At 36.2% G+C, this 23,987-nt stretch carries 21 protein-coding genes; 13 read left to right on the forward strand and 8 right to left on the reverse strand.

What is annotated here, in order from left to right:
• Positions 1 to 22 precede the first annotated feature (22 nt).
• The 9 genes from NG809_RS16245 to NG809_RS16285 all read left to right on the forward strand — a co-directional run bounded on the left by NG809_RS16245 (position 23) and on the right by NG809_RS16285 (position 12,112).
• Positions 23 to 472: an SRPBCC family protein gene (locus NG809_RS16245; RefSeq protein ID WP_262152320.1), complete on the forward strand. Its 450-nt coding sequence runs from the start codon at positions 23 to 25 to the stop codon at positions 470 to 472.
• Between the two features lie 118 nt (positions 473 to 590).
• Positions 591 to 1,313 (forward strand): YqjF family protein, encoded by a 723-nt coding sequence (locus tag NG809_RS16250; RefSeq protein WP_262152321.1) that lies wholly within the window; start codon positions 591 to 593, stop codon positions 1,311 to 1,313.
• Positions 1,314 to 2,089: 776 nt separating this feature from the next.
• Entirely contained in the window at positions 2,090 to 3,532 is a 1,443-nt protein-coding gene (locus tag NG809_RS16255; protein ID WP_262152322.1) for an alpha-L-fucosidase, read from the forward strand.
• A complete protein-coding gene (locus tag NG809_RS16260; protein WP_262152323.1) occupies positions 3,532 to 6,189 on the forward strand; it encodes a glycoside hydrolase family 3 N-terminal domain-containing protein in 2,658 nt (885 codons plus the stop codon). Before NG809_RS16255 ends, NG809_RS16260 begins: the two co-directional genes overlap by 1 nt.
• A gap of 238 nt (positions 6,190 to 6,427) precedes the next feature.
• Positions 6,428 to 7,738, forward strand: a complete 1,311-nt coding sequence (locus NG809_RS16265) for a PQQ-dependent sugar dehydrogenase (protein ID WP_262152324.1) — start codon at positions 6,428 to 6,430, stop codon at positions 7,736 to 7,738.
• Between the two features lie 131 nt (positions 7,739 to 7,869).
• The gene (locus tag NG809_RS16270) at positions 7,870 to 8,142 is read left to right on the forward strand and encodes a hypothetical protein (RefSeq protein WP_262152325.1); all 273 of its coding nucleotides are present in this window, start codon (positions 7,870 to 7,872) and stop codon (positions 8,140 to 8,142) included.
• A 163-nt stretch (positions 8,143 to 8,305) separates the two neighbouring features.
• Positions 8,306 to 9,694, forward strand: a complete 1,389-nt coding sequence (gene lpdA / locus NG809_RS16275) for a dihydrolipoyl dehydrogenase (RefSeq protein WP_262152326.1) — start codon at positions 8,306 to 8,308, stop codon at positions 9,692 to 9,694.
• A gap of 135 nt (positions 9,695 to 9,829) precedes the next feature.
• On the forward strand, positions 9,830 to 10,444 hold the full coding sequence (locus NG809_RS16280) for a PH domain-containing protein (RefSeq protein ID WP_262152327.1): 615 nt from the start codon (positions 9,830 to 9,832) through the stop codon (positions 10,442 to 10,444).
• Between the two features lie 126 nt (positions 10,445 to 10,570).
• Positions 10,571 to 12,112: a membrane dipeptidase gene (locus NG809_RS16285; protein ID WP_262152328.1), complete on the forward strand. Its 1,542-nt coding sequence runs from the start codon at positions 10,571 to 10,573 to the stop codon at positions 12,110 to 12,112.
• Between the two features lie 121 nt (positions 12,113 to 12,233).
• On the opposite strand, the gene ade is transcribed toward NG809_RS16285, so the two are convergent.
• From ade to NG809_RS16305, 4 genes are all read right to left on the reverse strand, one after another.
• Positions 12,234 to 13,862, reverse strand: coding sequence for an adenine deaminase (ade, locus tag NG809_RS16290; RefSeq protein ID WP_262152329.1), 1,629 nt, complete (start codon positions 13,860 to 13,862; stop codon positions 12,234 to 12,236).
• 67 nt (positions 13,863 to 13,929) lie between these two features.
• Positions 13,930 to 14,364 carry a hypothetical protein gene (locus NG809_RS16295; RefSeq protein ID WP_262152330.1) on the reverse strand — a complete coding sequence of 145 codons (435 nt, stop codon included), beginning with the start codon at positions 14,362 to 14,364 and terminating at the stop codon, positions 13,930 to 13,932.
• A 47-nt stretch (positions 14,365 to 14,411) separates the two neighbouring features.
• On the reverse strand, positions 14,412 to 15,704 hold the full coding sequence (locus tag NG809_RS16300; RefSeq protein WP_262152331.1) for a helix-hairpin-helix domain-containing protein: 1,293 nt from the start codon (positions 15,702 to 15,704) through the stop codon (positions 14,412 to 14,414).
• 71 nt (positions 15,705 to 15,775) lie between these two features.
• Entirely contained in the window at positions 15,776 to 16,120 is a 345-nt protein-coding gene (locus NG809_RS16305) for a MerR family transcriptional regulator (RefSeq protein ID WP_056078312.1), read from the reverse strand.
• Between the two features lie 185 nt (positions 16,121 to 16,305).
• Between NG809_RS16305 and NG809_RS16310 the strand changes: the two genes are divergently transcribed.
• Positions 16,306 to 17,196 (forward strand): SMP-30/gluconolactonase/LRE family protein, encoded by an 891-nt coding sequence (locus NG809_RS16310; protein ID WP_262152332.1) that lies wholly within the window; start codon positions 16,306 to 16,308, stop codon positions 17,194 to 17,196.
• 57 nt (positions 17,197 to 17,253) lie between these two features.
• On the opposite strand, the gene NG809_RS16315 is transcribed toward NG809_RS16310, so the two are convergent.
• Both NG809_RS16315 and NG809_RS16320 read right to left on the reverse strand, forming a co-directional pair.
• Positions 17,254 to 18,561 (reverse strand): DEAD/DEAH box helicase, encoded by a 1,308-nt coding sequence (locus NG809_RS16315; protein WP_262152333.1) that lies wholly within the window; start codon positions 18,559 to 18,561, stop codon positions 17,254 to 17,256.
• Positions 18,562 to 18,660: 99 nt separating this feature from the next.
• Positions 18,661 to 19,176, reverse strand: a complete 516-nt coding sequence (locus NG809_RS16320; protein ID WP_262152334.1) for a hypothetical protein — start codon at positions 19,174 to 19,176, stop codon at positions 18,661 to 18,663.
• A gap of 140 nt (positions 19,177 to 19,316) precedes the next feature.
• On the opposite strand from NG809_RS16320, the gene NG809_RS16325 reads away from it, so the two are divergent.
• From NG809_RS16325 to NG809_RS16335, 3 genes are all read left to right on the forward strand, one after another.
• Positions 19,317 to 19,739, forward strand: coding sequence for a PaaI family thioesterase (locus NG809_RS16325; RefSeq protein WP_262152335.1), 423 nt, complete (start codon positions 19,317 to 19,319; stop codon positions 19,737 to 19,739).
• Between the two features lie 327 nt (positions 19,740 to 20,066).
• Entirely contained in the window at positions 20,067 to 20,411 is a 345-nt protein-coding gene (locus NG809_RS16330) for a phage holin family protein (RefSeq protein ID WP_262152336.1), read from the forward strand.
• 236 nt (positions 20,412 to 20,647) lie between these two features.
• On the forward strand, positions 20,648 to 22,642 hold the full coding sequence (locus NG809_RS16335; RefSeq protein WP_262152337.1) for a S9 family peptidase: 1,995 nt from the start codon (positions 20,648 to 20,650) through the stop codon (positions 22,640 to 22,642).
• A gap of 240 nt (positions 22,643 to 22,882) precedes the next feature.
• Here the strand turns inward: NG809_RS16335 and NG809_RS16340 are convergent, their stop codons facing one another.
• Positions 22,883 to 23,407: an HD domain-containing protein gene (locus tag NG809_RS16340; protein WP_262152338.1), complete on the reverse strand. Its 525-nt coding sequence runs from the start codon at positions 23,405 to 23,407 to the stop codon at positions 22,883 to 22,885.
• A 285-nt stretch (positions 23,408 to 23,692) separates the two neighbouring features.
• A complete protein-coding gene (locus NG809_RS16345) occupies positions 23,693 to 23,971 on the reverse strand; it encodes a rhodanese-like domain-containing protein (RefSeq protein ID WP_056078334.1) in 279 nt (92 codons plus the stop codon).
• Between the last annotated feature and the right edge of the window lie 16 nt (positions 23,972 to 23,987).

The raw sequence follows: 23,987 nt of genomic DNA on the forward strand, positions 1-23,987 counted from the left end.
TTCTGCCCATAAATAACACAAAATGTCAAAAATCCATTTAACCACAATCATCAATTCAGACATACAAACCGTTTTCGATTTGTCAAGAGATATTGATCTTCATCAGAAATCAACTTTCAAAACCGGAGAAAAAGCCATAGCCGGTCGCACATCCGGTATGATTGAATTGGGAGAAACGGTAACATGGAGGGCAAAACATTTAGGGTTTTATCAAACCCACACTTCAAAAATTACCGAAATGGAAAAGCCATCTAAATTCACAGACGTCATGCTGAAAGGAAGATTTAAATCTTTTAAACATCAGCATTTATTTAAAACAAGAGGCAAACAAACCATTATGACAGATATTTTAGAATTTGAATCTCCCGCCGGAATTATCGGTAAATTGTTTAATTACTTTTTTCTAAAAAATTACATGACTGAATTCCTCACCGAACGCAACAAAGTAATCAAACTCACCGCCGAAAAATAAATCCATAATCTTTACCCCGAATCCCGCACCCCGTACCCAAAAAAAACCGAATCCCGAATCCCGAATCTCGCACCCCGAATCCCGAATCTCAAATCTCAAACTTCAAATCTCAAATCAAATGAAATTCCTACAAGCCGAATGGCGAAAATTAGCCATCATCAACTACGAAATAGACCCGGAAATTCTTACAAAATACCTTCCCAAAGGAACCGAACTCGATTTCTATCAGGAAAAATGTTATGTAAGTCTGGTCGGATTTATGTTTTTAAATACCAAACTGCTCGGACTGCCGATTCCATTTCACAGAAATTTTGAGGAAGTGAATTTGAGATTTTATGTAAAGAAAAAAGAAGGAAACGAATGGAAGAGAGGCGTGGTTTTCATTAAAGAAATAGTTCCGAAATATGCCTTGAGCATCGTTGCCAATTCGGTGTATAAAGAGAATTACAAAACCATGAAAATGACAAATCAAATGCATTACAGCGAAGATGATCTGATTGTAAAGTATTCATGGAAAGACAAAAACTGGTACTCCATGGAAATCACTGCCGAAAGCATATCCCGAACAATGGAAGACAAGTCCGAATTTGAATTTATCACAGAACACTATTGGGGTTTTACCAAAAGAGGAAACAAAACTTCAGAATACGAAGTCTGCCACCCAAAATGGGAATGGTATCCGGTAAAAAGTCATCAGTTGGAAATAGATTTCAAACAGGTCTACGGAAAAGATTTTGAATGCCTGAATCATCAAAAACCAATTTCGGTTATGCTCGCCGAAGGTTCTGAAATTGAAGTAAGAATGAAAAAATATCTTTTGGAAGAAACAAGACAGAAATAGAAAGAATCAAGTAAAAAGTAAAAAGAGCCAGAGGTGAAGCCGGAATATTTGTATTCAAACAAATTTTATATCAAGTCCAAAAAGGTGTGTTTGTATTAAAATAAAACTTACATTGAGTTCAACCAGGTGTGTTTGTACTTAAAATCAATTTACATTAAGTCCAAACAGTGCTGTTTTAATTAAAAATCATTTGACATTTAATTAAAACAGGGGTGTTTGTCCTTTAATGCAATTCCATGAGCGTTAGAACAAGGGTGTTTATACTAAAACATAGATCTGTTTAAGTTAAAACAGGTGTGTTTGTCCTTTCACAGAATTCTGTTAGAATTAAAACAAACCTCTTTGCACTCTCACAGAAAATCTCAGATTTTCAATCTTATGTGCTCTAAATATTCTCAATCATTTAAACTAAAACTAATGTGACTCATGTGTCAAAAAACTTTTGCAGTTAATTTTTTAGATTCTCTGTCCAGATATTCGACATGTTTGCTCTCCCGGAAAATCTCAGATTTTCACTCTCATGTGCTCTGAAATATCCACAATCATTTAAACTAAAAACTAATGTGACTCATGTGTCAAAAAACTTTTGCAGTTAATTTTATAGATTCTCTGTCCAGATATTCGACATGGTTTGCTCTCCCGGAAAATCTCAGATTTTCACTCTCATGTGCTCTAAAATATTCTCAATCATTTAAACTAAAACTAATGTGACTCATGTGTCAAAAAACTTTTGCGCCTTTTGTGATGAAACATTAATTTAGCAAAAACTAAACTTAATGTTCACCAAATCAAAAACGAAAACTCTTTTTCTCTCCTCTTTATTACTTTCTTCCACCTTTTTTTCACAGGCACACAACGTTTCAGACGGTTATCAAAAACCGACAGATCCATTGGTTGTACAGAATCTTGAAAACTGGCAGGATTTAAAATTCGGACTTTTTATGCATTGGGGAACGTACAGCCAGTGGGGAATTGTGGAGAGCTGGAGCCTTTGTCCGGAAGATGAAGACTGGACGAAAAGAAAGCCCGAACATGGAAAATCGTACAGTGAATATGTAGAAAACTACGAAAATCTGCAGAAAACGTTCAATCCCACTCAGTTTAATCCACAAAAATGGGCTGATGCTGCAAAAAAAGCGGGAATGAAATATGTGGTTTTCACGACAAAGCATCACGATGGTTTTGCGATGTTTGATACCAAAGAATCTGATTACAAAATTACTTCTCCCAAAACTCCTTTTTCCAAAAACCCCAAAGCGGATGTGACGAAAGAGATTTTCAATACCTTCAGAAAAGACGGTTTTAAAATCGGAGCTTATTTCTCAAAACCCGATTGGCATTCCGAAGATTATTGGTGGCCGTATTTTCCACCAAAAGACAGGAATGTAAACTACGACCCGAAAAAATATCCTGAAAGATGGAACAGTTTTAAGAAATTCACATTCAATCAACTCAACGAAATCACTTCCAATTACGGTAAAATCGACATTCTCTGGCTCGATGGAGGCTGGGTTCGCCCGTTTCACACGATCGATCCAAGTGTTGAATGGCAACGAACCATAAAGGTCGAACAGGACATTGACATGGATAAAATCGGAATGATGGCAAGGAAAAACCAGCCCGGAATCGTCGTTGTCGACCGCACTGTTCCCGGAAAATGGGAAAATTACGTGACACCCGAACAGGCTGTTCCGGAAAAAGCGTTGTCGATTCCATGGGAAAGCTGCATTACGATGGGAGATTCCTTTTCATATGTTCCTAATGATAATTATAAATCGTCTCAAAAAATCATTGAAACTTTGGTGAAAATTATTTCAAGAGGCGGGAATTATCTGATGAACATTGCGCCCGGACCCAATGGTGATTACGATCCGGTTGTTTATGAAAGATTTAAGGAAATTTCCGGCTGGATGGATCATAATCAATCGGCGGTTTTTGCAACAAGAGCGGTTGCACCTTACCACGACGGAAATTTTTATTATACCCAAAGCAAAAACGGTAAAACGCTGAATGTTTTTCATTTGGATGAAAAAGCAAACTATCAGTCACCATCTACTTTAAGCTTTATAATTCCTGATAACTTTAAGCCAAAATCTTTGAAAGTTTTAGGTTTAAAACATAAAATTCAGTGGAAAAAATCAGGAAATTCAATTGAAATTACTTTACCGAATGAACGAGCTCAATTGAAATATTCAACTGTAATTCAAATAACACAATAATGAAGTTTAAATTAAAATTAATTGCAATTTCATTGTTATGTTCTGTAATTATTTCAGCACAAAAACCTTTATACAAAGACCCAAAACAACCGGTAGAAGTACGAGTTCAGGATTTGCTGAAACGCATGACGCCCGAAGAAAAATTCTGGCAATGCTTCATGATTCCCGGCGATTTGGACAACGTTCCGAAAGGTCAATATTCACATGGAATTTTTGGATTGCAGGTGAGTGCAGGAAATCAGGGTGGCGGGGTTGCCGGACAATTGCTGAAATACAATGCCAATGAAGATGCGGAAAGACTGGCGAAAAAAATCAATGCCATTCAGAAATATTTTGTGGAAGAATCCCGATTGGGAATCCCGATTATCCCTTTTGATGAAGCTTTGCACGGCTTGATGCGGGAAGGGGCGACGGCTTTTCCGCAGGCGATCGGTTTGTCGGCGACGTTCAATTCTGAGTTGATGAAAGAGGTTTCAACGGCGATTGCAAAAGAATCAAAACTGAGAGGAATCCGTCAGATTTTGACTCCGGTGGTGAATCTGGCAAGTGACGTTCGTTGGGGGAGAACAGAAGAAACGTACGGAGAAGATCCGTTTCTGACTTCCGTGATGGGTGTGAATTTCGTCAGTTCATTTGAAAATCAGGGAATAATTACTACTCCTAAACATTTTTTGGCGAATGTTGGTGAGGGTGGAAGGGATTCTTATCCGATTCATTGGAGCAAAAGATATCTGGAGGAAACGCATTTGGTTCCTTTCCAAAAAGCTTTTCAGCAGGGAAAAAGCCGTTCGGTGATGACTTCTTATAATTTGTTGGATGGAAGACCTTCAACGGCAAATCATTGGTTGCTGACCGAAAAACTAAAAAAAGAATGGGATTTTAAAGGCTTTGTCATCAGCGATGCAAGTGCGGTGGGAGGTGCAAATGTGCTGCATTTTACAGCAAAAGATTACGATGATGCTTCTGCACAGGCGATGAATGCGGGGCTTGATGTGATTTTCCAGACAGAATACAATCATTACAAATTGTTTATGCCACCGTTTTTGGATGGAAGAATTTCTAAAGAGAGAATTGATGATGCGGTTTCGAGAGTTTTGAGGGCGAAATTTGAACTGGGTTTGTTTGAAAATCCGTACGTTTCAGATAAAAATATCAATGAATTAAAGAAATTAAATCACAAACCTTTAGCGGAAAAAGCAGCGATTGAATCTTTTGTTTTACTTCAGAATAATAATCAGACACTTCCGATTTCGGAAAAGGTAAAGAAGATTTTAATTGTCGGAACTGATGCTGTTGATGCTCGACTGGGTGGTTATTTCGGACCTGGAAATAAAAAGGTGAGCATTTTGGACGGAATTAAAAATTTCGTCAAAAATAAAAATGTTGAAATTATCTATTCTAAGGGGATTGACTGGAATTTGAAGGAGTTTAAAACGATTCCGTCCGAATTTCTGTCTTTCGAAAATCAAAAAGGTTTGTATGGAAAATACTTTTCAAATTCTGATTTAAAAGGAAATCCTGCGTTTCAAAAACAAGACGAACAATTGAATTTTAAATGGACTTTATATTCCCCAAATCCTGAAAAACTGCAGCCGGACAATTACAGCGTTCGTTGGACAGGAGAACTCGAAGCTCCGAATTCAGGAAAATATCAATTGGGACTTCGTGGAAATGATGGTTTCAGATTGTTTTTAAATGGAAAACTGATTATCGACAACTGGGAAAAGCTGAGCTATTCAACTAAAACTTTCGATGTTGATTTTGTCAAAGGTCAGAACTATGATATTGCGATTGAGTTCCATGAAAACAGAGGAGAAGCAAATATTGAATTGATCTGGAATTATGGATTAAACAATTACCAAAAGGATTTTGATGAAGCGTTAAAATTGGCTCAAGATGCAGACTACATCATCGTTACCGCGGGAATTCATGAAGGTGAATTTCAGGATCGTTCTTCACTGAGTTTACCTGGAAATCAGGAAGAATTTATACATAAAGTTTCAAAATTAAATAAGCCGACAACTGTGGTTTTGGTTGGAGGTTCAGCGATAAAAACGACAGATTGGAAAGATAAAGTCGGAGCGATTTTAGATGTCTGGTATCCCGGCGAAGAAGGCGGAAATGCCGTAGCAAAAGTGCTTTTTGGAGCAGAAAATCCTTCAGGGAAATTGCCTGTTACATTTCCAATTGAGGAAGGGCAGTTGCCTCTGACGTACAATCATCATCCGACCGGGCGGGGAAATGATTACCACGATTTGAGTGGCGAGCCTTTGTATCCGTTTGGTTTTGGAATGAGTTATTCGACTTTTGAAATATCTGATTTACATTTAAACAAATTGAAATTTAATGAAAATGAAACGATTGTAGCCAAAATTAAAGTTAAAAATACAGGTTCAAAAGCCGGAAGTGAGGTGGTACAGTTGTATGTAAAAGATTTGCTGGCATCCGTTTCCAGACCGATTCTGGAACTGAAAGGATTTCAAAAAGTATATCTAAAATCCGGCGAATCACAAGAAGTTTCAATTGAAATTCCGGTCAAAGAACTTCAGTTTTTAGACGAAAAAATGAACTGGATCGTGGAAAAGGGAACGTACAGAATCATGGTTGGAAATTCATCAAAAAATCTTCCGCTAAAACAAAATATTGAGGTGGAATAGTGTTTTGGATCAAATATGATGATTAGCTGTAATGATAAAAAAAATAGTATTTCCTGATTTAGTTTACGCCTTTGTATATCTTAACAGCAGCCCATATTAAAAATTTTTTGTCTGACTTTGCGTTAAATTAAAAAATTATATAAAATTCTAATTCAACAATGTAAAACCATTTTCTTTTAGGGAACGGTTTTTGCAACTTTTGTGCAAAATAATTCTCACACATCACATCATTAAATTTATGAAAAAATATCTTCTACCGGCAGTCGCTGTGCTGTGTTTCAGTTGTAAGGAAAATAAAAATCAGAATACTTCAGAAACCGAAGTGGTGACCAAAACAGATACTTTAAAACTTCCCGCGCCAGATGAGAAAGGTGCTAAAAACAAATTCAGCAACGTCATCGGATGGCCAGCAGGAAAGACGCCAACAGCTCCTGAAGGATTTACGGTAACGCGTTTTGCGGAAAATATTAAAAGTCCGAGAAACATGATTCAGGCTGCAAACGGCGATATCTTTGTAGTACTTTCCAACTCTGAAAGAACAAAAACCGAAAAAATTAAAAATGACATCAGCGGAAAAAGTGATGCTGAGGTCGGCGGGAAATCTGCGAACCGCATTATTTTGTACAGAGATGCCAACAAAGATGGCGTTGCAGAATCATCTTCCGTTTTTCTTGATAATTTAAATCAGCCGTACGGAATGCTGATCATTAAAGATAAATTTTATGTCGCCAATACCGATGGACTTTGGGTCTATCCTTACAAAGAAGCTGATACGAAAATTACACAGGCGGGAAAGAAAATTGTTGACCTGCCAGCGGGAGGTTACAATAATCACTGGACGCGAAATTTAATTGCCAATAAAGATCAGTCTAAAATCTATATTTCCGTTGGTTCCGGAAGCAATGTCGGCGAAAACGGAATGGAATATGAAGTGAGAAGAGCCAATATTCTGGAAGTCAATCCTGACGGAAGCGGAGAAAAAATCTACGGATCCGGACTTCGAAATCCTGTCGGAATGAGCTGGAATCCTTCTACCGGAGAACTGTGGACGGTCGTAAATGAAAGAGATGAATTGGGCGATGAGCTCGTTCCGGATTATCTGACCAGTGTAAAACGCGATCAGTTTTACGGTTGGCCTTACGCTTACTTTGGAAAAAATGAAGACCCCAGAAGAAAGGGTGAAAAACCTGATTTGGTTGCAAAAACCATTGTTCCGGATGTTCCGTTGGGATCGCACACTGCTTCTTTAGGACTTACGTTTTACACAGGAAATCAGTTTCCTGAAAAATATAAAAACGGAGCTTTCATTGGGCAACACGGTTCTTGGAATCGTTCCTCGTTGGTGGGTTATCAGGTCGCTTTTGTTCCTTTTGCCAACGGAAAAGCTTCAGGACCGTATCAGCCATTTTTAACCGGATTTATTGCGAATGAAGAGAAAGGTGACGTGTACGGAAGACCTGTCGGAGTACTGCAAATCGCCGACGGTTCGATTCTCGTTGCTGATGATGTAAGCGGGATTGTATGGAGAGTGGCACACAATAAAAAATAATTTCACTCCTAATTTTAATTTAGATAAAATGATAAATTCAGCAATCAAAATGTGGTATGAAATCTGTAATACTTCTTTTAAAATACAATTGATTTTCTTTAAAAGAGATTCAATTATTAAAATGTAAAGTCATGAAAAAGTATTTAATATCAGCACTTTTAGTCGTAGGATTATCTACTACAGCTTTAGCACAGAGACATCCACCTCGTCCTACGCCACCGCCGCATCCGTCAAAAACTCAATTGACAAACAGTAAAGCGAGTGAACTGGATAAACGATACCGAACAGAAAAGAAAATGATTATGAACCATCCGCTGGCAACGAAGAAAATGAAAAATGAGCAGCTGAAGGCTTTGAATCTGAGATATCAGAATGAGAAGAAACTTCTCAGAGCTGCAAGATAATTTTAAATTAAAGTGAAAACAGAAAAAAGAGAATGCAAATGTGTTCTCTTTTTTAGTTATCGGTGAAAATCCACATGACTTTTTTCCGAACGTGCTCACATCCATTTGCTGAAACGCAAAACATCCAATATTTTTCCTTAAATTCGCATAAAATTTTAAACTAATGAATTACGATATTATTGTCATCGGTAGTGGTCCTGGTGGATATGTTACAGCAATCAGAGCAGCACAGTTGGGTTTTAAAACTGCAATTATCGAGAAAGAAAATTTAGGAGGAATTTGCCTTAACTGGGGTTGTATTCCAACGAAAGCTTTGTTGAAATCTGCTCAGGTTTTTCATTATATCAATCACGCTGAAGATTATGGTTTAAACAAAGTGGAAGCGAGTTTTGAGTTTCCGAATGTGATCCAGAGAAGCCGTGGTGTTGCCTCTAAAATGAGCAAAGGAATCGAATTCTTAATGAAAAAGAACAAGATCGACGTAATTCTTGGTACTGCTAAAGTTCAGAAAGGTAAAAAAGTTTCTGTAACCGATAAAGACGGTAAAGTAACTGAGTATTCCGGAACCAACATTATCATTGCTACAGGAGCGCGTTCAAGAGAATTGCCAAACCTTCCACAAGACGGTAAAAAAGTTATCGGATACAGACAGGCATTGTCTCTTCCTGAGCAACCAAAATCTATGATCGTTGTAGGTTCGGGAGCTATCGGAGTTGAGTTTGCTGATTTTTATAACACAATGGGTACGAAAGTAACTGTTGTTGAATTCTTGCCAAACATCGTTCCCGTAGAAGATGAAGAAATCTCAAAACACCTCGAGAAATCTTTGAAAAAAACAGGGATCGAAATTATGACCAACGCATCTGTTGAAAGCGTAGACACAAGCGGAAACGGTGTGAAAGCGACTGTAAAAACAGAAAAAGGAAATATCACTCTTGAAGCTGACATCCTGTTATCTGCTGTGGGAATTGCTGCGAACATCGAAAACATCGGTCTTGAAGAAGTAGGAATTCAAACAGATAAAGGTAGAGTTTTGGTGAACGAATGGTACGAAACTTCAGTTCCTGGATACTACGCCATCGGAGATATTATCCCGACTCAGGCTTTGGCACACGTTGCTTCTGCTGAGGGAATTACCTGTGTAGAAAAAATCAAAGGAATGCATGTTGAGAAAATCGACTATGGCAATATTCCTGGATGTACTTACTGTCACCCTGAGGTAGCTTCTGTTGGTCTTACCGAAAAGCAGGCTAAAGAAAAAGGTTACGAAATCAAAGTTGGGAAATTCCCTCTTTCTGCAAGTGGAAAAGCCACTGCAAACGGAAATACAGATGGTTTCATCAAAGTAATTTTCGATGCTAAATATGGCGAATGGTTAGGTTGCCACATGATTGGTGAAGGCGTTACCGATATGGTTGCTGAAGCTGTTGTTGCAAGAAAACTGGAAACGACAGGACACGAAATCATCAAATCTATTCACCCGCATCCAACGGTTTCTGAAGCCATTATGGAAGCTGCTGCAGCTGCTTATGGTGAAGTGATTCACATTTAATTAGAAATTTTTATTCTAAATATTCAAGCCACAGATTCGTCTGTGGTTTTTGTTTTTCCTAAACAATTTTTCTCTTTTATTTCACTTATTTTCTTAATTTTATTCCATCAATAAACTACAAATTAAAATAAAATTATGTTTAAAAAATTAGCTGCGGAAGCTTTAGGACTGGGAGATATTGGTAAAATTATTCCTGCTCAGGATTATGATAAAGTAGATTCTGATGATTATATTTTATCTGAAGACAATGAGAAAATTTTCTTTCTGATTAAATCCCGTAGAGACGAATATTGCTTCACCAACAGAGCTTTAATTCACATTGACGGTGCAAGTGCAATCGACAGAAAAAGGGTTTTAAGAAGATACGAATACTACCAGTTTCCATTTTCGAATTTGACTTTGCAAACTGCGGGAACCATCGATCTTGATGCTGAAATTTCATTCAATATCGGGAATGTTCCTTTAATGATCAGCGTTGCGAAAGCTCAGATTGATCAGCTGAAAGATTTGTACAAAGCATTATTGGCAATTCAGCAGGAAGTTCATCACAATCATTCACTGTTGAATTTTTCTAATGACAGTATTTTGAAAGCCATCGGCAGTGTCGCTTCAGGAAAGCAGGAAAACGTTTCAAAAAGTCAGGAATTAAAGGCAATCAACGAATATATCTTTGCATGGAACACCAACAGTTTCGACAGATACACTCAGAAAGATTTTTCTAAAATTTTTGAAAAGTATATTAATAATTAAGAGTTTCACACAACATAAAGCGACCACAGATTTTGTCTGTGGTTTTTTTAATCTAAATTCCACAAAAGGGTTATTGCAGAGGAATAAATAACTGACTAACTTTATCTCAACCAAAAAACAATAATTATGAAATACTTCGACTTCCACTGTCATCCGATTTTGAAGCAATTATTTAGCGACGAACCAAATATTGATTCATTTATTTCTAAAAACGATTTGGGAGCAATCCCAGACTGGTGCTCAGAGCTCAGAAATGTGGTTCAGACACAGACCAATCATTCTCAGCTTGCGGAGTTTAAAGATGAAGTGGTTGTAGGTGCAACTCTCTACAGTGTTGAAAAATATGTTGCCGAAGTGGTGAATCCTTTGCGCAAAAATCTTAAAAAAGAAGCACAGTTTAAACTTTCACAGACTCTGCTCAAAAGCATTGCTGACAATACCTACAAACCTTTTTCCGGTTTTTTAATGGAGAGAACTTTGGGAGAATATCTGCGGGCCTCGTCGTCATACAATATTCTTACAAAAAACAGCTTTAATAATCCACTTCCTAAAAATAAAGTAAATATCTTCTTTACCATTGAAGGTTGTCATTCTTTAGTTGACGAAAATAATTATTGTGACGCAACACATACTTATAAGCCAGCCGAAATTCTGTCAAATTTAGATAAAGTGCTCGAAAAAGTGAATATTCTTTCCATCAACTTGACGCATCTTCAACAGTCAAGTCTATGCAACCATGCTTTCGGGATGCAGGTTGCGAACATTGAGCCTTTTGTACCCAAGGGTAACGGACTTGAAAACGATGGCAAAGAAGTTGTTCAGGGAATTTTTGACAGAAAAATCTGCGTGGATGTAAAACACATGAGCTATAAATCCAGAAAAGATTTAATGAATAAAATTGATGCCGGAGAATTTAACGGTGTTCAGCCTGTGGTTTGTACGCATGCCGGATTTACAGGAATTACATTTAAAGACTGGACAAAATTCATTGATTTTAAAACTGAAAAACACGGAACATGGAGTCTTGATATTGCTAAACCGATTAATGCTAAGAGTAATCCGATGCGACCAGGATTCCCTGGGTTTAATGCTTCATCAATTAACCTTTTTGACGAGGAAATCGCCTGGATTGTTAAAAACAAAGGCGTAATTGGAATTTCACTTGATAAAAGAATTCTTGGATTTTCTAATGATAACTCAGGAAGTAATCCAGATGATGCTGCGCTCGATAAGGAATATTTTTCAAAAGCTGAATGGGATTCGTTGGGACTTAAAAAGCCTGTGAACAGACTGGAGGTTTCAGATGATTATTACCTTACTGTAAAGGAAGCAGAAGACAGCCCGGGCGACGAATATTTCCAATACAGTCATTTTTTCAATCATCTGAAGCATTATTTTCAGGTCTGTGTAAACAACGGTATTTCTATCGAAACTGCTCAAAAGCATATTACCATCGGTACAGATTATGACGGCTTGATCAGTCCATTCGGAGTTACGCCTACTGTTAAAGATATATTTAAACTTAGAAATTATACGAGTCTACATTTCAGAAATTTTCTGGAAGATCTTAGTGATGCCAAAATATGGTCAGACCAGATCAATATGGATGTCTTTATGGAAAACCTTTTTTACCGTAATGGATATAATTTTATCAAATCAAGATTTTAAAAAGCATTAAGATTCTAAACTTTTGATTTTTAATTTCACAAGAAAACATCTGTAAAAGCCAATCTTTGCAGGTGTTTTTTTTAGCCTCAACCTAAGTTTAAATTTAACCTAAACCTCAATCTTAACTTACAAAAACATCTGTAAACTCAAAACTTTTCCCGTTAAACAAACCTTTATCACTCAGTTTTAATTCAGGAATGACTAAAAGTGCCATGAAAGATAAACTCATATAAGGCGCTCTCAATTGGCTGCCCAATTCTTTGGCTCTTTGATTCAGTTTTATGTACAGTTCAGCCACCTCTTCAGCCGGAAGGTCGGTCATTATCCCTGCAATGGGTAATTCTAAGATCAATTCTTCGGTTTCTGTAGCTAAAGAAATTCCCCCTTTTGCTTTGATGATGGCGTTCACAGCTTTACAAATATCACTATCATTTGTCCCGACAACAACAATATTGTGGCAGTCGTGGGCAACACAGGATGCAATAGCTCCGCTTTTTAGACCAATGTTTTTAATAAAGGCAGTCGCAACAGGCGCATCATTGTATCGGTTGACTACAGCAATTTTCAGAATATCTTCGTCAATATTGGATTCCGCAAAACCATTTTTCACAAGTGATTGTGCGTGAATTTCATGCGTGATCAACTGTCCGTCAAGTGCTTCTATCACCCGAATGGTATCGCTCTCATTTTTAATTTTAAAATCAGAAGGTTGCTTTAAACTGCAGTTGAAATTATTCACAATCGGAGCTTCAACAGACTGAAGGAAAGATCGTCCGTTTTCTGCAACCAATTCTCCATTGATGTAGGTTTTTAAAATATTAAAATCTTCTGGATTATCAATTTCAATAAAATCTGCGTTGTCACCAACTTGTAATAAACCAATTGGTAAATTGTAGTGTTTAACGACATTGTAAGAAGCTGCACGAAGCACGTCTAATAAGTCATAACCAGCTGCTAAAGCACGTTTTACATGATCATTGATGTGAGATTCAATTAAATTATCGGGATGTTTATCATCACAACAAAACATGATCTGGTCAGGATAATCTTTCAAAAGTGGAATTAAACTGTCGAAATTCTTTGCCGCACTTCCTTCCCTGATCATAATTTTTACACCATGTTTCAGTTTTTCCAAAGCTTCGGTGTGACCGAAACATTCATGATCAGTGGTAATTCCGGCATCGAAATACATTTTCATGCCTTCGCCCATCAATCCCGGAGCGTGACCGTCAATGGGTTTGTTATGCTTTTTAGCAAAATCTATTTTCTTTAAAACTTCTTCATCTTTATAAATAACACCAGGGAAATTCATCATTTCAGCCAGGTAGACGATTTCTTTTCTGTTCAATAATTGGTTGATATCATCAGCATCAATCACAGCACCTGCCGTTTCAAAATTTGTAGCCGGAACACAGGAAGGAGCCCCAAAATAAAAATGAAACGGAACTTTCCGGGCATTTTCAATCATATAATCAACACCTGAAATTCCTAAAACATTGGCAATTTCATGCGGATCGGAAATGGTTCCCACAGTTCCGTGTTTTACGGCAATTCTGGCAAATTCTGAAGGGACGAGCATGCTGCTTTCAATGTGAACGTGCGCATCGATGAAGCCTGGAAGGATGTACGAGTCTAACTGCTCGTCAATCCTTTGTATTGAAGCAATTTTTCGGTTTACCACAGATACTTCAGCAGGAAAAATTTCCCTGGATATGATGTCTGTTAAATTTGCCTTTACTGTAAAATTCATTTTGATTTGATTAAAATAAAAAATTCCTAATCGTGAAATTAGGAATTATTATTGATTTTGTTTTAAATTAATTTTTCACAACCTGCGCATCCTGTCTTACGATAGTTTCGCCATTATTATCTATTACCACCAATGTGTACGGTGCTTTTTTAGAAGAACTGGTAAGATAATTTCTCCAAACCTGATAAAGGGTTCCGTTATTATTAAATTCAAAATAATAATTTCCTCCTGATCCATCCGGAATGACATCTCCGTCGGAAATAATCATCGCTGGCTTGGCAGATATTTTCGTATTCGCTCCCCAGGACTGATAGAGATAATTTCCGTTGGGTTGTTTGTCAATTTTTATTTTAAACTTTTTAGTTTTAATAATAACCGTTTTCGGTACTTTTTCCTGTTTCGGACTGGTGACTTCATATTTGGAAGTTGTCTTAATGTCACTTGGAGTGGAAAAGGCCAGACCTGACAAAATGCCTAAGCATAATATTATTTTCGAAATCATACTATTTGATTTTATTTTTAAAATGGAATCAAAACTAAAGCCAGTTGTTATTTCACATAAAGCCTCATCCTCGCTTCATATTCAGGTTTTACTTTGATAAATTTCCATATTTTTCTGTCATCGGGATTACTCATTCGGTAAAAAATAATCTTATCTGCAGAATATTTGAAATAGGGATGATTTTTCAGCCATTCTTCCGGAGCTTCTGTAAGTGAATATTTCTGCACCTTGGAAACATCGAGAGGAGCCGAACTGACTAGCTTTTGAGTAAGTTCCTTATCAATATTATAAGTATCCAGGATCTGTTCTTTGGTAACAAATCCTCCCAGTTTTTTCCGAAAACCAACGAGTGAACCGGCCGCTTTTTCATCAAAGCCATACTCTAAAAGTTGTTTAAATGTAATTGAATTTAAATCTGTTTTGGCGAAATCGGTCTCTTTAAAATTTTCAGATTTTGAAGCATTTTTTACCTGAGCAAGCTTGATGTAAGGTTTCATCTCATTGAATTTATCTTCATTAATGACGAAACAGTTTTTAATATCATCCAAACTTTTGAAACTGCCTTTGAGATTTCTGTCACGGTAATTGACAATTACATTTGCCTGTTTTTCAGAAAAACCTAAATTTTGCCAGCCTTCTTTATCCAGAGTATTTGGATCGAAAGGTTTGTAGTTAATTTTTTCTCTAATGGTATCTTTCTTAAATCTGTTTTTAGCAAAATTTTCGGGGGTTTTTGCCGGAAGAATGAGATAAGGCTCAAGTTTCAGATAATTTTCATCACTGATAATAAAACACTCTCTGAATTTTTCTTTACTTACAAAACTTCCGCCTAAAAACTTTTTATATTTCAAAATTGCCTCGGCCTGCCTTTCAGAAAAACCCATACTCTCCCAGTTCGATTGAGAATAATGATCAGGATTGAATTTTCCAGCAATGTTAAGTTCTTTCTTTTTAAAATCTCTGTTTTCAAAGTTGGTGAGTTCTCCCTCTCTATTGGTTTCCGGCAACAAAATGTATGATTCAATTTCACTGAATTTTTCCTCAGAAATAGAATAGCATTTTTTAAGTTGCTCCTTGGAAATGAATCTTCCGCCAACAATTTCTTTATACTTTAAAATTGTAGCGGTCTGTTTCTCAGAAAATCCCAGTTTTTGCCACTGATCGGCCGAAAGTTCGTTTGGATCAAACTCAGAAAGAGGTCTTGACTTAGGAGTTTCAGTCGTAAATCTAAGTTCGGGGAATTTCTCATCTGTACTTTTGGCGTATTTGCTGTACATCGACAGAACCGCCAACAGCATTGCAAGAATTGCAATCTTTTTGTAATAATTTTTTCGCACCATGAATTAAAATTAAGAATTATTTCAATTCAAAATTCAATATATGATGATTAATTTATGTAAAAATTTAGAAATTATTCGGAATCCCTTTCTGTAAGCGAATCTTTGAGTTTTAATAACTCAGCTTTCACAAACTCTAAACGGTCAATCAAAGTGACGGTCTCAGAAATTTTAGAATTGGTGGTTAGTGCGATTTTTGCACCGTCCAGTGTATAACCCTTTTCTTTTACCAAATGATAGATGATCTGCAGATTTTTGATGTCTTCCGGAGTGAAATAGCGGTTGCCTTTTTTATTTTTTTTAGGTTTAATGATTGGGAATTCCTGCTCCCAATATCTTATCAATGAAGTATTTACGTCAAATGCCTTGGCGACTTCGCCAATAGAATAGTAGAGTTTGTCTGGTAAATTGATCTTCATTCCCTTAATTTTGTCTGTAGAGCTCTTGCTGTTCACAACCTTGTCAAAGTTTTCTGCAAAATGCCGATAATTTTGTCAAAGTTTTCGCAAGAAATCCTTCTTTTTGATTTAAACTGAATTTCCAAAGATAATTATTTTTTAAACCACTTCACAAATCGTAAATTGTAAACTTTAAATTCAGAAGAATGAAAAATATAATGATTGGAGGGCTGGTTGGTTTGTTTTTGGTATTTCAAGGTTGCCAATCAACAAATTACAATGCTATGTTTGAAAACACCGAACCGAAATTAGTTTCAGATCAGTTTAAATTTACCGAAGGTCCCGCAACCGATAAAGCAGGAAATGTCTATTTCACAGACCAGCCTAACGATAAAATTTATGTCTGGAACTGGAAAACAGATAAAATCGAGCTCTTTTTAGACAAGACAGGTCGTGCCAACGGAACTTATTTCGATGAAAACGACAATTTAATTACCTGTTCAGACAACGAAGGCGAAATCTGGAAAATCAAAAAAGATAAATCGGTTACAGTTTTATCTAAAGGTTTTGAAGGGAAAAGATTAAATGGTCCCAACGATCTCTGGCTCGATGGAAATGGCGGAATTTACTTTACAGATCCGTTGTATCCAAGAGATTACTGGGAGAACTTTAAAGTAGAAATTCCTGAGAAAAATTTATACTACAGAAATAAGGAAGGAAAAATTTCCAAGCTTGAGACTTTCACTCAACCCAATGGAATTATAGGAAGCATAAGTCAGAAGAAACTTTATGTTTCAGATATTGATGCCGGAAAAACGTATGTTTATGATATTTTAGGAAATGGAAAACTTTCTGAAAAGAAATTATTCTGTGAAATGGGTTCAGACGGAATGACTCTGGACAAAGAAGGAAATCTATACCTGACGGGCGATGGTGTAACTGTTTTCAACAACAAAGGAGAAAAAGTTCATCACATCAAAATCCCTGAAGACTGGACTGGGAACGTAACTTTCGGTGGGGAAAAAAATAATATCCTGTTTATTACCGCTTCAAAATCGGTGTACACTTTACCGACAAAAACGTCTGCTATGAAATAGGTTAAGGTTAAGGTTAAGGTCAAGGTTGCGTTGCTCAGCCTTAACCTTTGCCTCAGCCTAATAAGCCACCTCCATTTTTACTTTCTTACCTTTTAATTTTTCGGTGCTTAATTTTTTTAGTAACTCTCTTACTTTGGTTCTCGAAACTGCTACGTAAGACGTTGTATCTTTCACCTCAATCAGACCTAAATCTTCTTTCTGTAATTCTCCTTTTTTCAGTAAATAACCAACGATATCTACTTTATTGACTTTATCTTTTTTTCCGGCACTGATGTAAATCGTTTGAAATGGCGGGTTCGCAGGAACTTTAGAAAATTCTTTTACCGATTCTTCAGGAGTATCTTTTCTGATGAAAGGAAATTTTTCTTCCTCAGTCATTACAAGATAAGCAAAACCTTTGGCGTTCATTCTCGCTGTACGGCCGTTTCTGTGGATGAAAGCATCTTCCGTAGTCGGCAACTGATAATGAACAATCGATTCGACTTCAGGAACATCTAAACCACGCGCCGCCAAATCGGTTGTGATTAAAACTCTTGCCGTATCATTTCTGAATTTCAGCAAGGCGCGTTCTCTTTCGTCCTGTTCCATTCCCCCGTGGAAGGTTTCTCTGGCGATTCCTTTATCCAAAAGCAGATCGGCAATACGGTCAACGGTTTCTCTGTGGTTACAGAAAATCAGCGTTCTTTTATTTCCGATTTTACAGATCAAATGAAATAAAGTGTCGAGTTTCTCCTCGGAAATCGTCATCACTTTTCTCAGCTGAATATCAGGTTTATTTTCTCCTAATTTTAAGAAATCAACGATTTTTTCATCTTTTAAACCGGTAAACTTCGGAATTTCATCCATCGGAGTTGCTGAAGTCAGGATTCTTTGGTAAAGATTGTACATGTTTTCGATAATGTATTCCATATCTTCATGAAAGCCTAATTCCAAAGCCTTGTCGAATTCGTCTAAAACCAGATTTCTAATGGTTTTTACTTCAATATTTTTATTTTTAAGATGATAAGCAACTCTTCCGGGAGTTCCTATTAATACAGCAGGAGCTTCTTTAAGATTGTTCATTTCAATCTTTTTATCGTGACCTCCGTAGCAAACTGTCACCTTAAAATCGGTACCCATCGATTTGAAAACCTGCTCAATCTGCAAAGCCAGTTCTCTTGCCGGAACCAAAATTACAGCCTGAATTCCCGTTGCTTCCTTCTTTAAATTCCTAAGAACCGGAAACAAAAAAGCCAGCGTTTTTCCCGAACCCGTAGGCGAAAGTAAAACAACATCGGTATTGTTTTCCGTAGTTTTGTATGTAGATTTCTGCATCTGATTCATATCCTGAATCTGCAGTTTTTTGTAAATAGATTCTAATTCCATTTTGCAAAGGTAGGGGATTTTGGTTTGAAATGTTTGATGACTTTCAAAGTGTTATTATAGTAAAAGTAGTAATGATTTTAATTTAAGTGAATACAATATTTATTTTTGATTTGTTATAGCTCTAAATACTTTTTTATTGTGCTTCCTATTATAGATTTTGCTTGCCGTTATCCAATAAATAAATAGGCTAAATAATATTGTTAAAAGGATGGGAATCCAATGGATTTTAAAAATTAGATAAGAAAATAGTAAGATTAAAATTAATAAAAATTCAATATAATATTTGTCCTTATCCGATATTCTTTGTTTTATAATTATTAGATTTCCTTTTCTTTTATTAATTCTTTCCTGAACTTTTTTTGTCAATTGGGTAGTACTATAATAAGGATTGTCTAAGTCTGAAAGTGTAAAACAAATTGAAAATTCCAATTCTAGACTATCCATAAATCTATAAAATCTACGAACACCTTTAAATGAATTTTTAATCTGACCTTTATTTTTAGGTGGAAAAGTTAAATAATCCAGAAAGTGAGATTCGTCAAAACTTGTATTTGGCTTTTCCCGCTTTTCATTGAAAATTTTTAAAATCTTTTCTTCTATTTCGTTTTCAATCATTTTTAGTAAGTTTATTTGTGTTTTACCAGAAAGAATTTTTTTCAAATATAAAAAATATAGGAGGTAATAATAAGCAAAACTAAAAAGACTATTTTAAAATAATTTGAAGAAATTTGTAAAACCTTAAACCTAAATCCAACATGTCTCCCGAAAAAACAAAACTCATGACCGACAGTTTCAACCGCTCAGAAACGTTGAAATTCTACAACGCCGAACTTCTTGAACTGGAAACCGATTTCTTTTCCATTAAAATTCCAAAAATGGAAATGATGACCCGAACTGCCGGAATGTTTAACGGTGCCATGATTGCTTCTTTGGTAGACGTTTCTTCAGGTTACGCAGCAGTAAGCCATTATCCTGAAGATGTCTATGTAGTGACAGTCGAATTGAAAGTAAACTATCTCCGTCCTGCCATCGGCGATGCTTTGGTTTCAAAAGCGTTTGTCGTAAAAGGTGGCTCAAAAATCTCTGTTATTCGCACAGAAATTTATACTGTTAATGAAAATCATTCATCAGAAAGTCACGTTGCAACTTCTCTTGTAACTATGATGAAAATAAAATAAATTTTATTGGAATAAATTTTGTTAAAGCAAATCCATTAAATTTAAAATCAATCAAAATTTTCTAATGACTTAGGAGTTCGAGGCGTTAAGAAATCGTAGATTCGACGTAGTCAAATTTGAAAAAAAATCCGTTAAGAAATTTCCACTGTTTGAGTGGCGGCAACAATAATTCTTATGATTAAAAATCGTAATTTCCGCCCGAGTTTGGAAATTTTAGGAGTTTTTTTTAAATTTTAGCTGAGAAATCCAGACTTGAATTTTTGGTTCTTTTGTTTGACTTCGTCGAATCTTTGATTTAAAGACAAAAGAACAATTAATATTAAAAATATGAACATAATCATTCGACTTTTCATCACCGCAATCGTAGCATTTCTACTAACAAAAGTGCTTTCAGGTGTGCATTTCGACGGCTTTACCGGAGCTGTAATTTTCGCTGTTGTTTTAGGTGTTTTAAATTTAATTCTAAAACCAGTTTTAAAACTTTTCGGACTTCCGTTGACGCTTATTACTTTAGGATTCTTCGCTTTGGTCATCAATGCAATCATTATTTTGGTAGCTGATTATTTTATTGATTCCATGAAAGTCGACGGCTTTTGGTGGGCATTTATTTTCAGTATTTTGCTATCTATCATTACATCTCTGGCGAATTCAATGTTTGCTGACAAAGATTAAATAATTTAGATACAATTCTAATATGATGCAACCCTGCCAGCGTTCAGAACGCTGGCAGGGTTTTTAAATTTGCTTATGACATTTGTGAAAATAATCGCTGGAAATTAATGTTCAAACTAAACTAAATCCACGATTTCCTCGCTCAATTTTATTTTAAATATTAACTTTGGCAATCTTTGAATTAAATGAGAATTAATGAATATTATGTTCATAAATTCTTTTAAAATGAAAATTATATGAAATTAAAACACAGTCTGCTTGCTTTGGCAGCACCTCTTTTAATGAATGCACAACAGGTAATGACTCCTGAAATTCTCTGGACTTTAAAGAAAGTTGGAGTTCAGGCAGTTTCTCCCGACCACAGTTCGCTGATTTATAAAGTCGGACAGGTCGATTTAAAAACTGAAAAAACAAAAAACGAAAACTATTTTTTAAATGCTGTCAATAATCAGGCTTCTAAAATTGATTTAGGAAAAAAAGCACTCGTTCAGTGGGATAAAAACGGTCTGTATGCGCAGGAAGGCGACAAAATTTTCCTTTCAAAAGACAGCGGAAAAACGTGGACGGAATTTTACACCATCGGCGAGGTGGACAATGTTGTCATTTCTCCGGACGGAAAGAAAATTGCGTTCAGCAAACAGGTTTTGGTGGAGAAATTAATGGGAAAAGATAAATATTCCGATACTCCAAAAACGACTGCGCAGGTTTATACAGATTTGAATCACAGACATTGGGATTATTTCAATGAAGGAAAATACAATCACGTTTTTGTCGTAAACATTTCGTCAAACGTAGATTCTGCGAAAGATTTGCTGGAAGGAAAAACCTGGGATTCTCCGCAAAGACCTTTCGGTGGCGCTGAAGATTTCGTTTTCAGTCCGGATTCTTCACAACTTTTATATGTGACTAAACCAAAAAGTGGTAAGGATTATTCTACCAGCACCAACACCGATATTTTTTCATACGATTTGGCTTCGGGAACAACTAAAAATTTAACTGAAACGAATAAAGGCTACGACGTCAACCCAAAATTCAGTCCGGATGGAAAATCTTTGGTGTGGCAGAGTATGGAAAGAGACGGCTACGAAGCCGACAAAAATGACATCAAAATGATGGACTGGAAATCTGGCAAGACTTCAAACTTAACAAAAGCCTGGGATGAATCTGTTTCGGGCGATGTTTTCTGGAGCGGAGATTCGAAATCAATCTATTTTACAGCGGCTTTCAGAGGAACGAAGCAGTTGTTTTCTTTAAATCCTAAAGATTCAAAAGTTCAGCAGATTACTAAAGGTGATTTTGATGTGAATGAAATTTTTGCAGACCAAAAAACCTCACTTTTAGTTTCAAAAACAGACATCAATCATGCATCAGAAATATTCTCGGTTAATCTGAAAAATGGAGAATTAAAGCAGATTACCGAAGCCAATAAAGATACTTATGCAAAATTAGCACAGGGAAAATCTGAATTGAAAATGGTGAAAACAACAGACGGAAAAGAAATGGGAGTATGGTTTCATTACCCGCCGAATTTTGATCCAAACAAAAAATATCCAACTTTAGTGTATTGTCAGGGCGGTCCGCAATCAGCATTAACCCAATTCTTCAGCACCAGATGGAATTTTGCATTAATGGCAGCCAACGGATATATTGTGGTAGCACCAAACCGTCGAGGAATGCCGGGTTGGGGAACAAAATGGAACGAAGAAATTTCAAAAGACTGGGGCGGACAACCGATCAGAGATTATTTATCAGCAACAGATTTTGCCAAAACGTTACCGTATGTTGACGGTGAAAGGGTAGCAGCAGTTGGCGCGAGTTACGGTGGTTACAGTGTTTTTATGTTAGCCGGAGTTCACAACAACAGATTCAAAACTTTTATCGCTCACGATGGTTTGTTTGATATGAAATCGTGGTATTTAACAACCGAAGAACTTTGGTTTGCGAATTGGGATTTAGGTTCTCCATGGGAAAAACCCTTACCGAAAGCGTACACAGAATTTAACCCAAGCAATTTTGTTGATAAGTGGAACAAACCCATCATGATTTTTCAGGGTGGTATTGATTTCAGAGTTGGATACGAACAAGGTCAGGAAGCTTTCCAGGCTGCAAAACTGAGAGGGTTAAAATCAAAATTTGTTTATTTTCCGAACGAAAATCACTGGGTACTTCATCCACAAAATGGTTTGGTTTGGCAGAGAGAGTTTTTTGATTGGCTAAAAGAAACGCTGTAATCATAAAATAGTCGTCAAATTCCCCTTTAAGAAAGGGATGGCAAAAATCTTAGATTTTTAACGGGATAATTATCCAACGAAAGAATATATTTAAAACGGGCATCGAAAGAAGTCCGTTTTTTTTCTTAAAATCATATCAAGAAGACAAAGGCAAATTTTTAATCTCCCAAATCAGATTTTCTCTCGCCATATTTTCATATTTATTTCTAAAATGCGTGGTTTTAAAAATAAAATCGAATTCTAAAAATGCACTAGTGCTTTCTTGCGTCCCGGTTTGTAAAGGAAATCCGGATAAACTGAATATTCTTTACGGATTTTTTCCGTGTATTTTTGATAGGTATTTCGGTCTGCTCCCAGAATTGAAAGATCGGCATCTGTAAGAAAATTGACATCCTGATCTGAAGATTTTTCATGCTTTTTTGTAGCTAAAATCTGTTTACTTATTCTTTGAAGTTGATTATCAGAAAGATTGTAGTTTTTCAATCTTACAACTGCCAATTCAGCACTTTTTTCCTCATTGTCCTTTGCAGTCGATTTGTAAATTACATCATGGTAGAAAACTGAAAATGTTATTAAATCAAAATCTGTAATTTCAGATTTCACTTCTTCCAGTTCCGAGAATATGTTTTCAAGATGTTCCAGATTATGATAGTGTCTTGAAGTTTTTGAATACTGTGTTTCAATCTCTGTCCAAAATTCTTCAGTCAGTTTCTTATCTGAACTGTAGTTTTGTGAAATCTCAAGAAATATGTTTTTCAGCACCATTGAATTTTAGTTTTTATAGTAAAAAATAAAAATGTTATATGGTTTTTGACATAGGAAAAGGAGGCGTAAAGAAATTTTAGAATATTTCCGTAAAGAAACTTCCACTGTTTAAGTGGCGGCAAAAAAGCAAATTGAGAAATAAATCGTCTGTCCGCCCGAGTTTTGGAAGTTTTAGGAAATATTTTAAAAATTTAGCCGGAGTTTCCAAGTCTTGAATTTTTGGTTCTTTTGTTTCAAGACAAAAGAACAAATAAAAAAAAGGAACTTTTCAGTTCCCTTTACATTTTACAAAGCCGATTTCAACTCAGCCCATCCGCCACCGTTGTAACCTTCTTTCAAACCTTGAGAATTAAGGTATTCCAACGCTTTTCCGCTTCTGTTTCCGCTTCTGCAGAAAAGAATTACCGGTTTTTCGATAGAAAGAATTTCATCCTGTCTGTCTTCCACCTCGCCCAAAGGGATATTTTTAGCACCTTCGATGTTTCCGTCCATTTCCAGTTCCATAGGTTCACGAACGTCGATTAACTCGTAGTTTCCGGATTTTATTACTTCTTCCAATGACATAATTTTAGTGTATTTA

This window comes from Chryseobacterium foetidum (assembly GCF_025457425.1).
Taxonomy (GTDB): Bacteria; Bacteroidota; Bacteroidia; order Flavobacteriales; family Weeksellaceae; genus Chryseobacterium; species Chryseobacterium foetidum.

Bases quoted from the DNA above. Each gene is read 5' to 3' on its own strand.
- NG809_RS16245 (WP_262152320.1), top strand. From the start codon at position 23: ATGTCAAAAATCCATTTAACCACAATCATCAATTCAGACATACAAACC.
- NG809_RS16250 (WP_262152321.1), top strand. From the start codon at position 591: ATGAAATTCCTACAAGCCGAATGGCGAAAATTAGCCATCATCAACTAC.
- NG809_RS16255 (WP_262152322.1), top strand. From the start codon at position 2,090: ATGTTCACCAAATCAAAAACGAAAACTCTTTTTCTCTCCTCTTTATTA.
- NG809_RS16260 (WP_262152323.1), top strand. From the start codon at position 3,532: ATGAAGTTTAAATTAAAATTAATTGCAATTTCATTGTTATGTTCTGTA.
- NG809_RS16265 (WP_262152324.1), top strand. From the start codon at position 6,428: ATGAAAAAATATCTTCTACCGGCAGTCGCTGTGCTGTGTTTCAGTTGT.
- NG809_RS16270 (WP_262152325.1), top strand. From the start codon at position 7,870: ATGAAAAAGTATTTAATATCAGCACTTTTAGTCGTAGGATTATCTACT.
- lpdA (WP_262152326.1), top strand. From the start codon at position 8,306: ATGAATTACGATATTATTGTCATCGGTAGTGGTCCTGGTGGATATGTT.
- NG809_RS16280 (WP_262152327.1), top strand. From the start codon at position 9,830: ATGTTTAAAAAATTAGCTGCGGAAGCTTTAGGACTGGGAGATATTGGT.
- NG809_RS16285 (WP_262152328.1), top strand. From the start codon at position 10,571: ATGAAATACTTCGACTTCCACTGTCATCCGATTTTGAAGCAATTATTT.
- ade (WP_262152329.1), bottom strand. From the start codon at position 13,862: ATGAATTTTACAGTAAAGGCAAATTTAACAGACATCATATCCAGGGAA.
- NG809_RS16295 (WP_262152330.1), bottom strand. From the start codon at position 14,364: ATGATTTCGAAAATAATATTATGCTTAGGCATTTTGTCAGGTCTGGCC.
- NG809_RS16300 (WP_262152331.1), bottom strand. From the start codon at position 15,704: ATGGTGCGAAAAAATTATTACAAAAAGATTGCAATTCTTGCAATGCTG.
- NG809_RS16305 (WP_056078312.1), bottom strand. From the start codon at position 16,120: ATGAAGATCAATTTACCAGACAAACTCTACTATTCTATTGGCGAAGTC.
- NG809_RS16310 (WP_262152332.1), top strand. From the start codon at position 16,306: ATGAAAAATATAATGATTGGAGGGCTGGTTGGTTTGTTTTTGGTATTT.
- NG809_RS16315 (WP_262152333.1), bottom strand. From the start codon at position 18,561: ATGGAATTAGAATCTATTTACAAAAAACTGCAGATTCAGGATATGAAT.
- NG809_RS16320 (WP_262152334.1), bottom strand. From the start codon at position 19,176: ATGATTGAAAACGAAATAGAAGAAAAGATTTTAAAAATTTTCAATGAA.
- NG809_RS16325 (WP_262152335.1), top strand. From the start codon at position 19,317: ATGTCTCCCGAAAAAACAAAACTCATGACCGACAGTTTCAACCGCTCA.
- NG809_RS16330 (WP_262152336.1), top strand. From the start codon at position 20,067: ATGAACATAATCATTCGACTTTTCATCACCGCAATCGTAGCATTTCTA.
- NG809_RS16335 (WP_262152337.1), top strand. From the start codon at position 20,648: ATGAAATTAAAACACAGTCTGCTTGCTTTGGCAGCACCTCTTTTAATG.
- NG809_RS16340 (WP_262152338.1), bottom strand. From the start codon at position 23,407: ATGGTGCTGAAAAACATATTTCTTGAGATTTCACAAAACTACAGTTCA.
- NG809_RS16345 (WP_056078334.1), bottom strand. From the start codon at position 23,971: ATGTCATTGGAAGAAGTAATAAAATCCGGAAACTACGAGTTAATCGAC.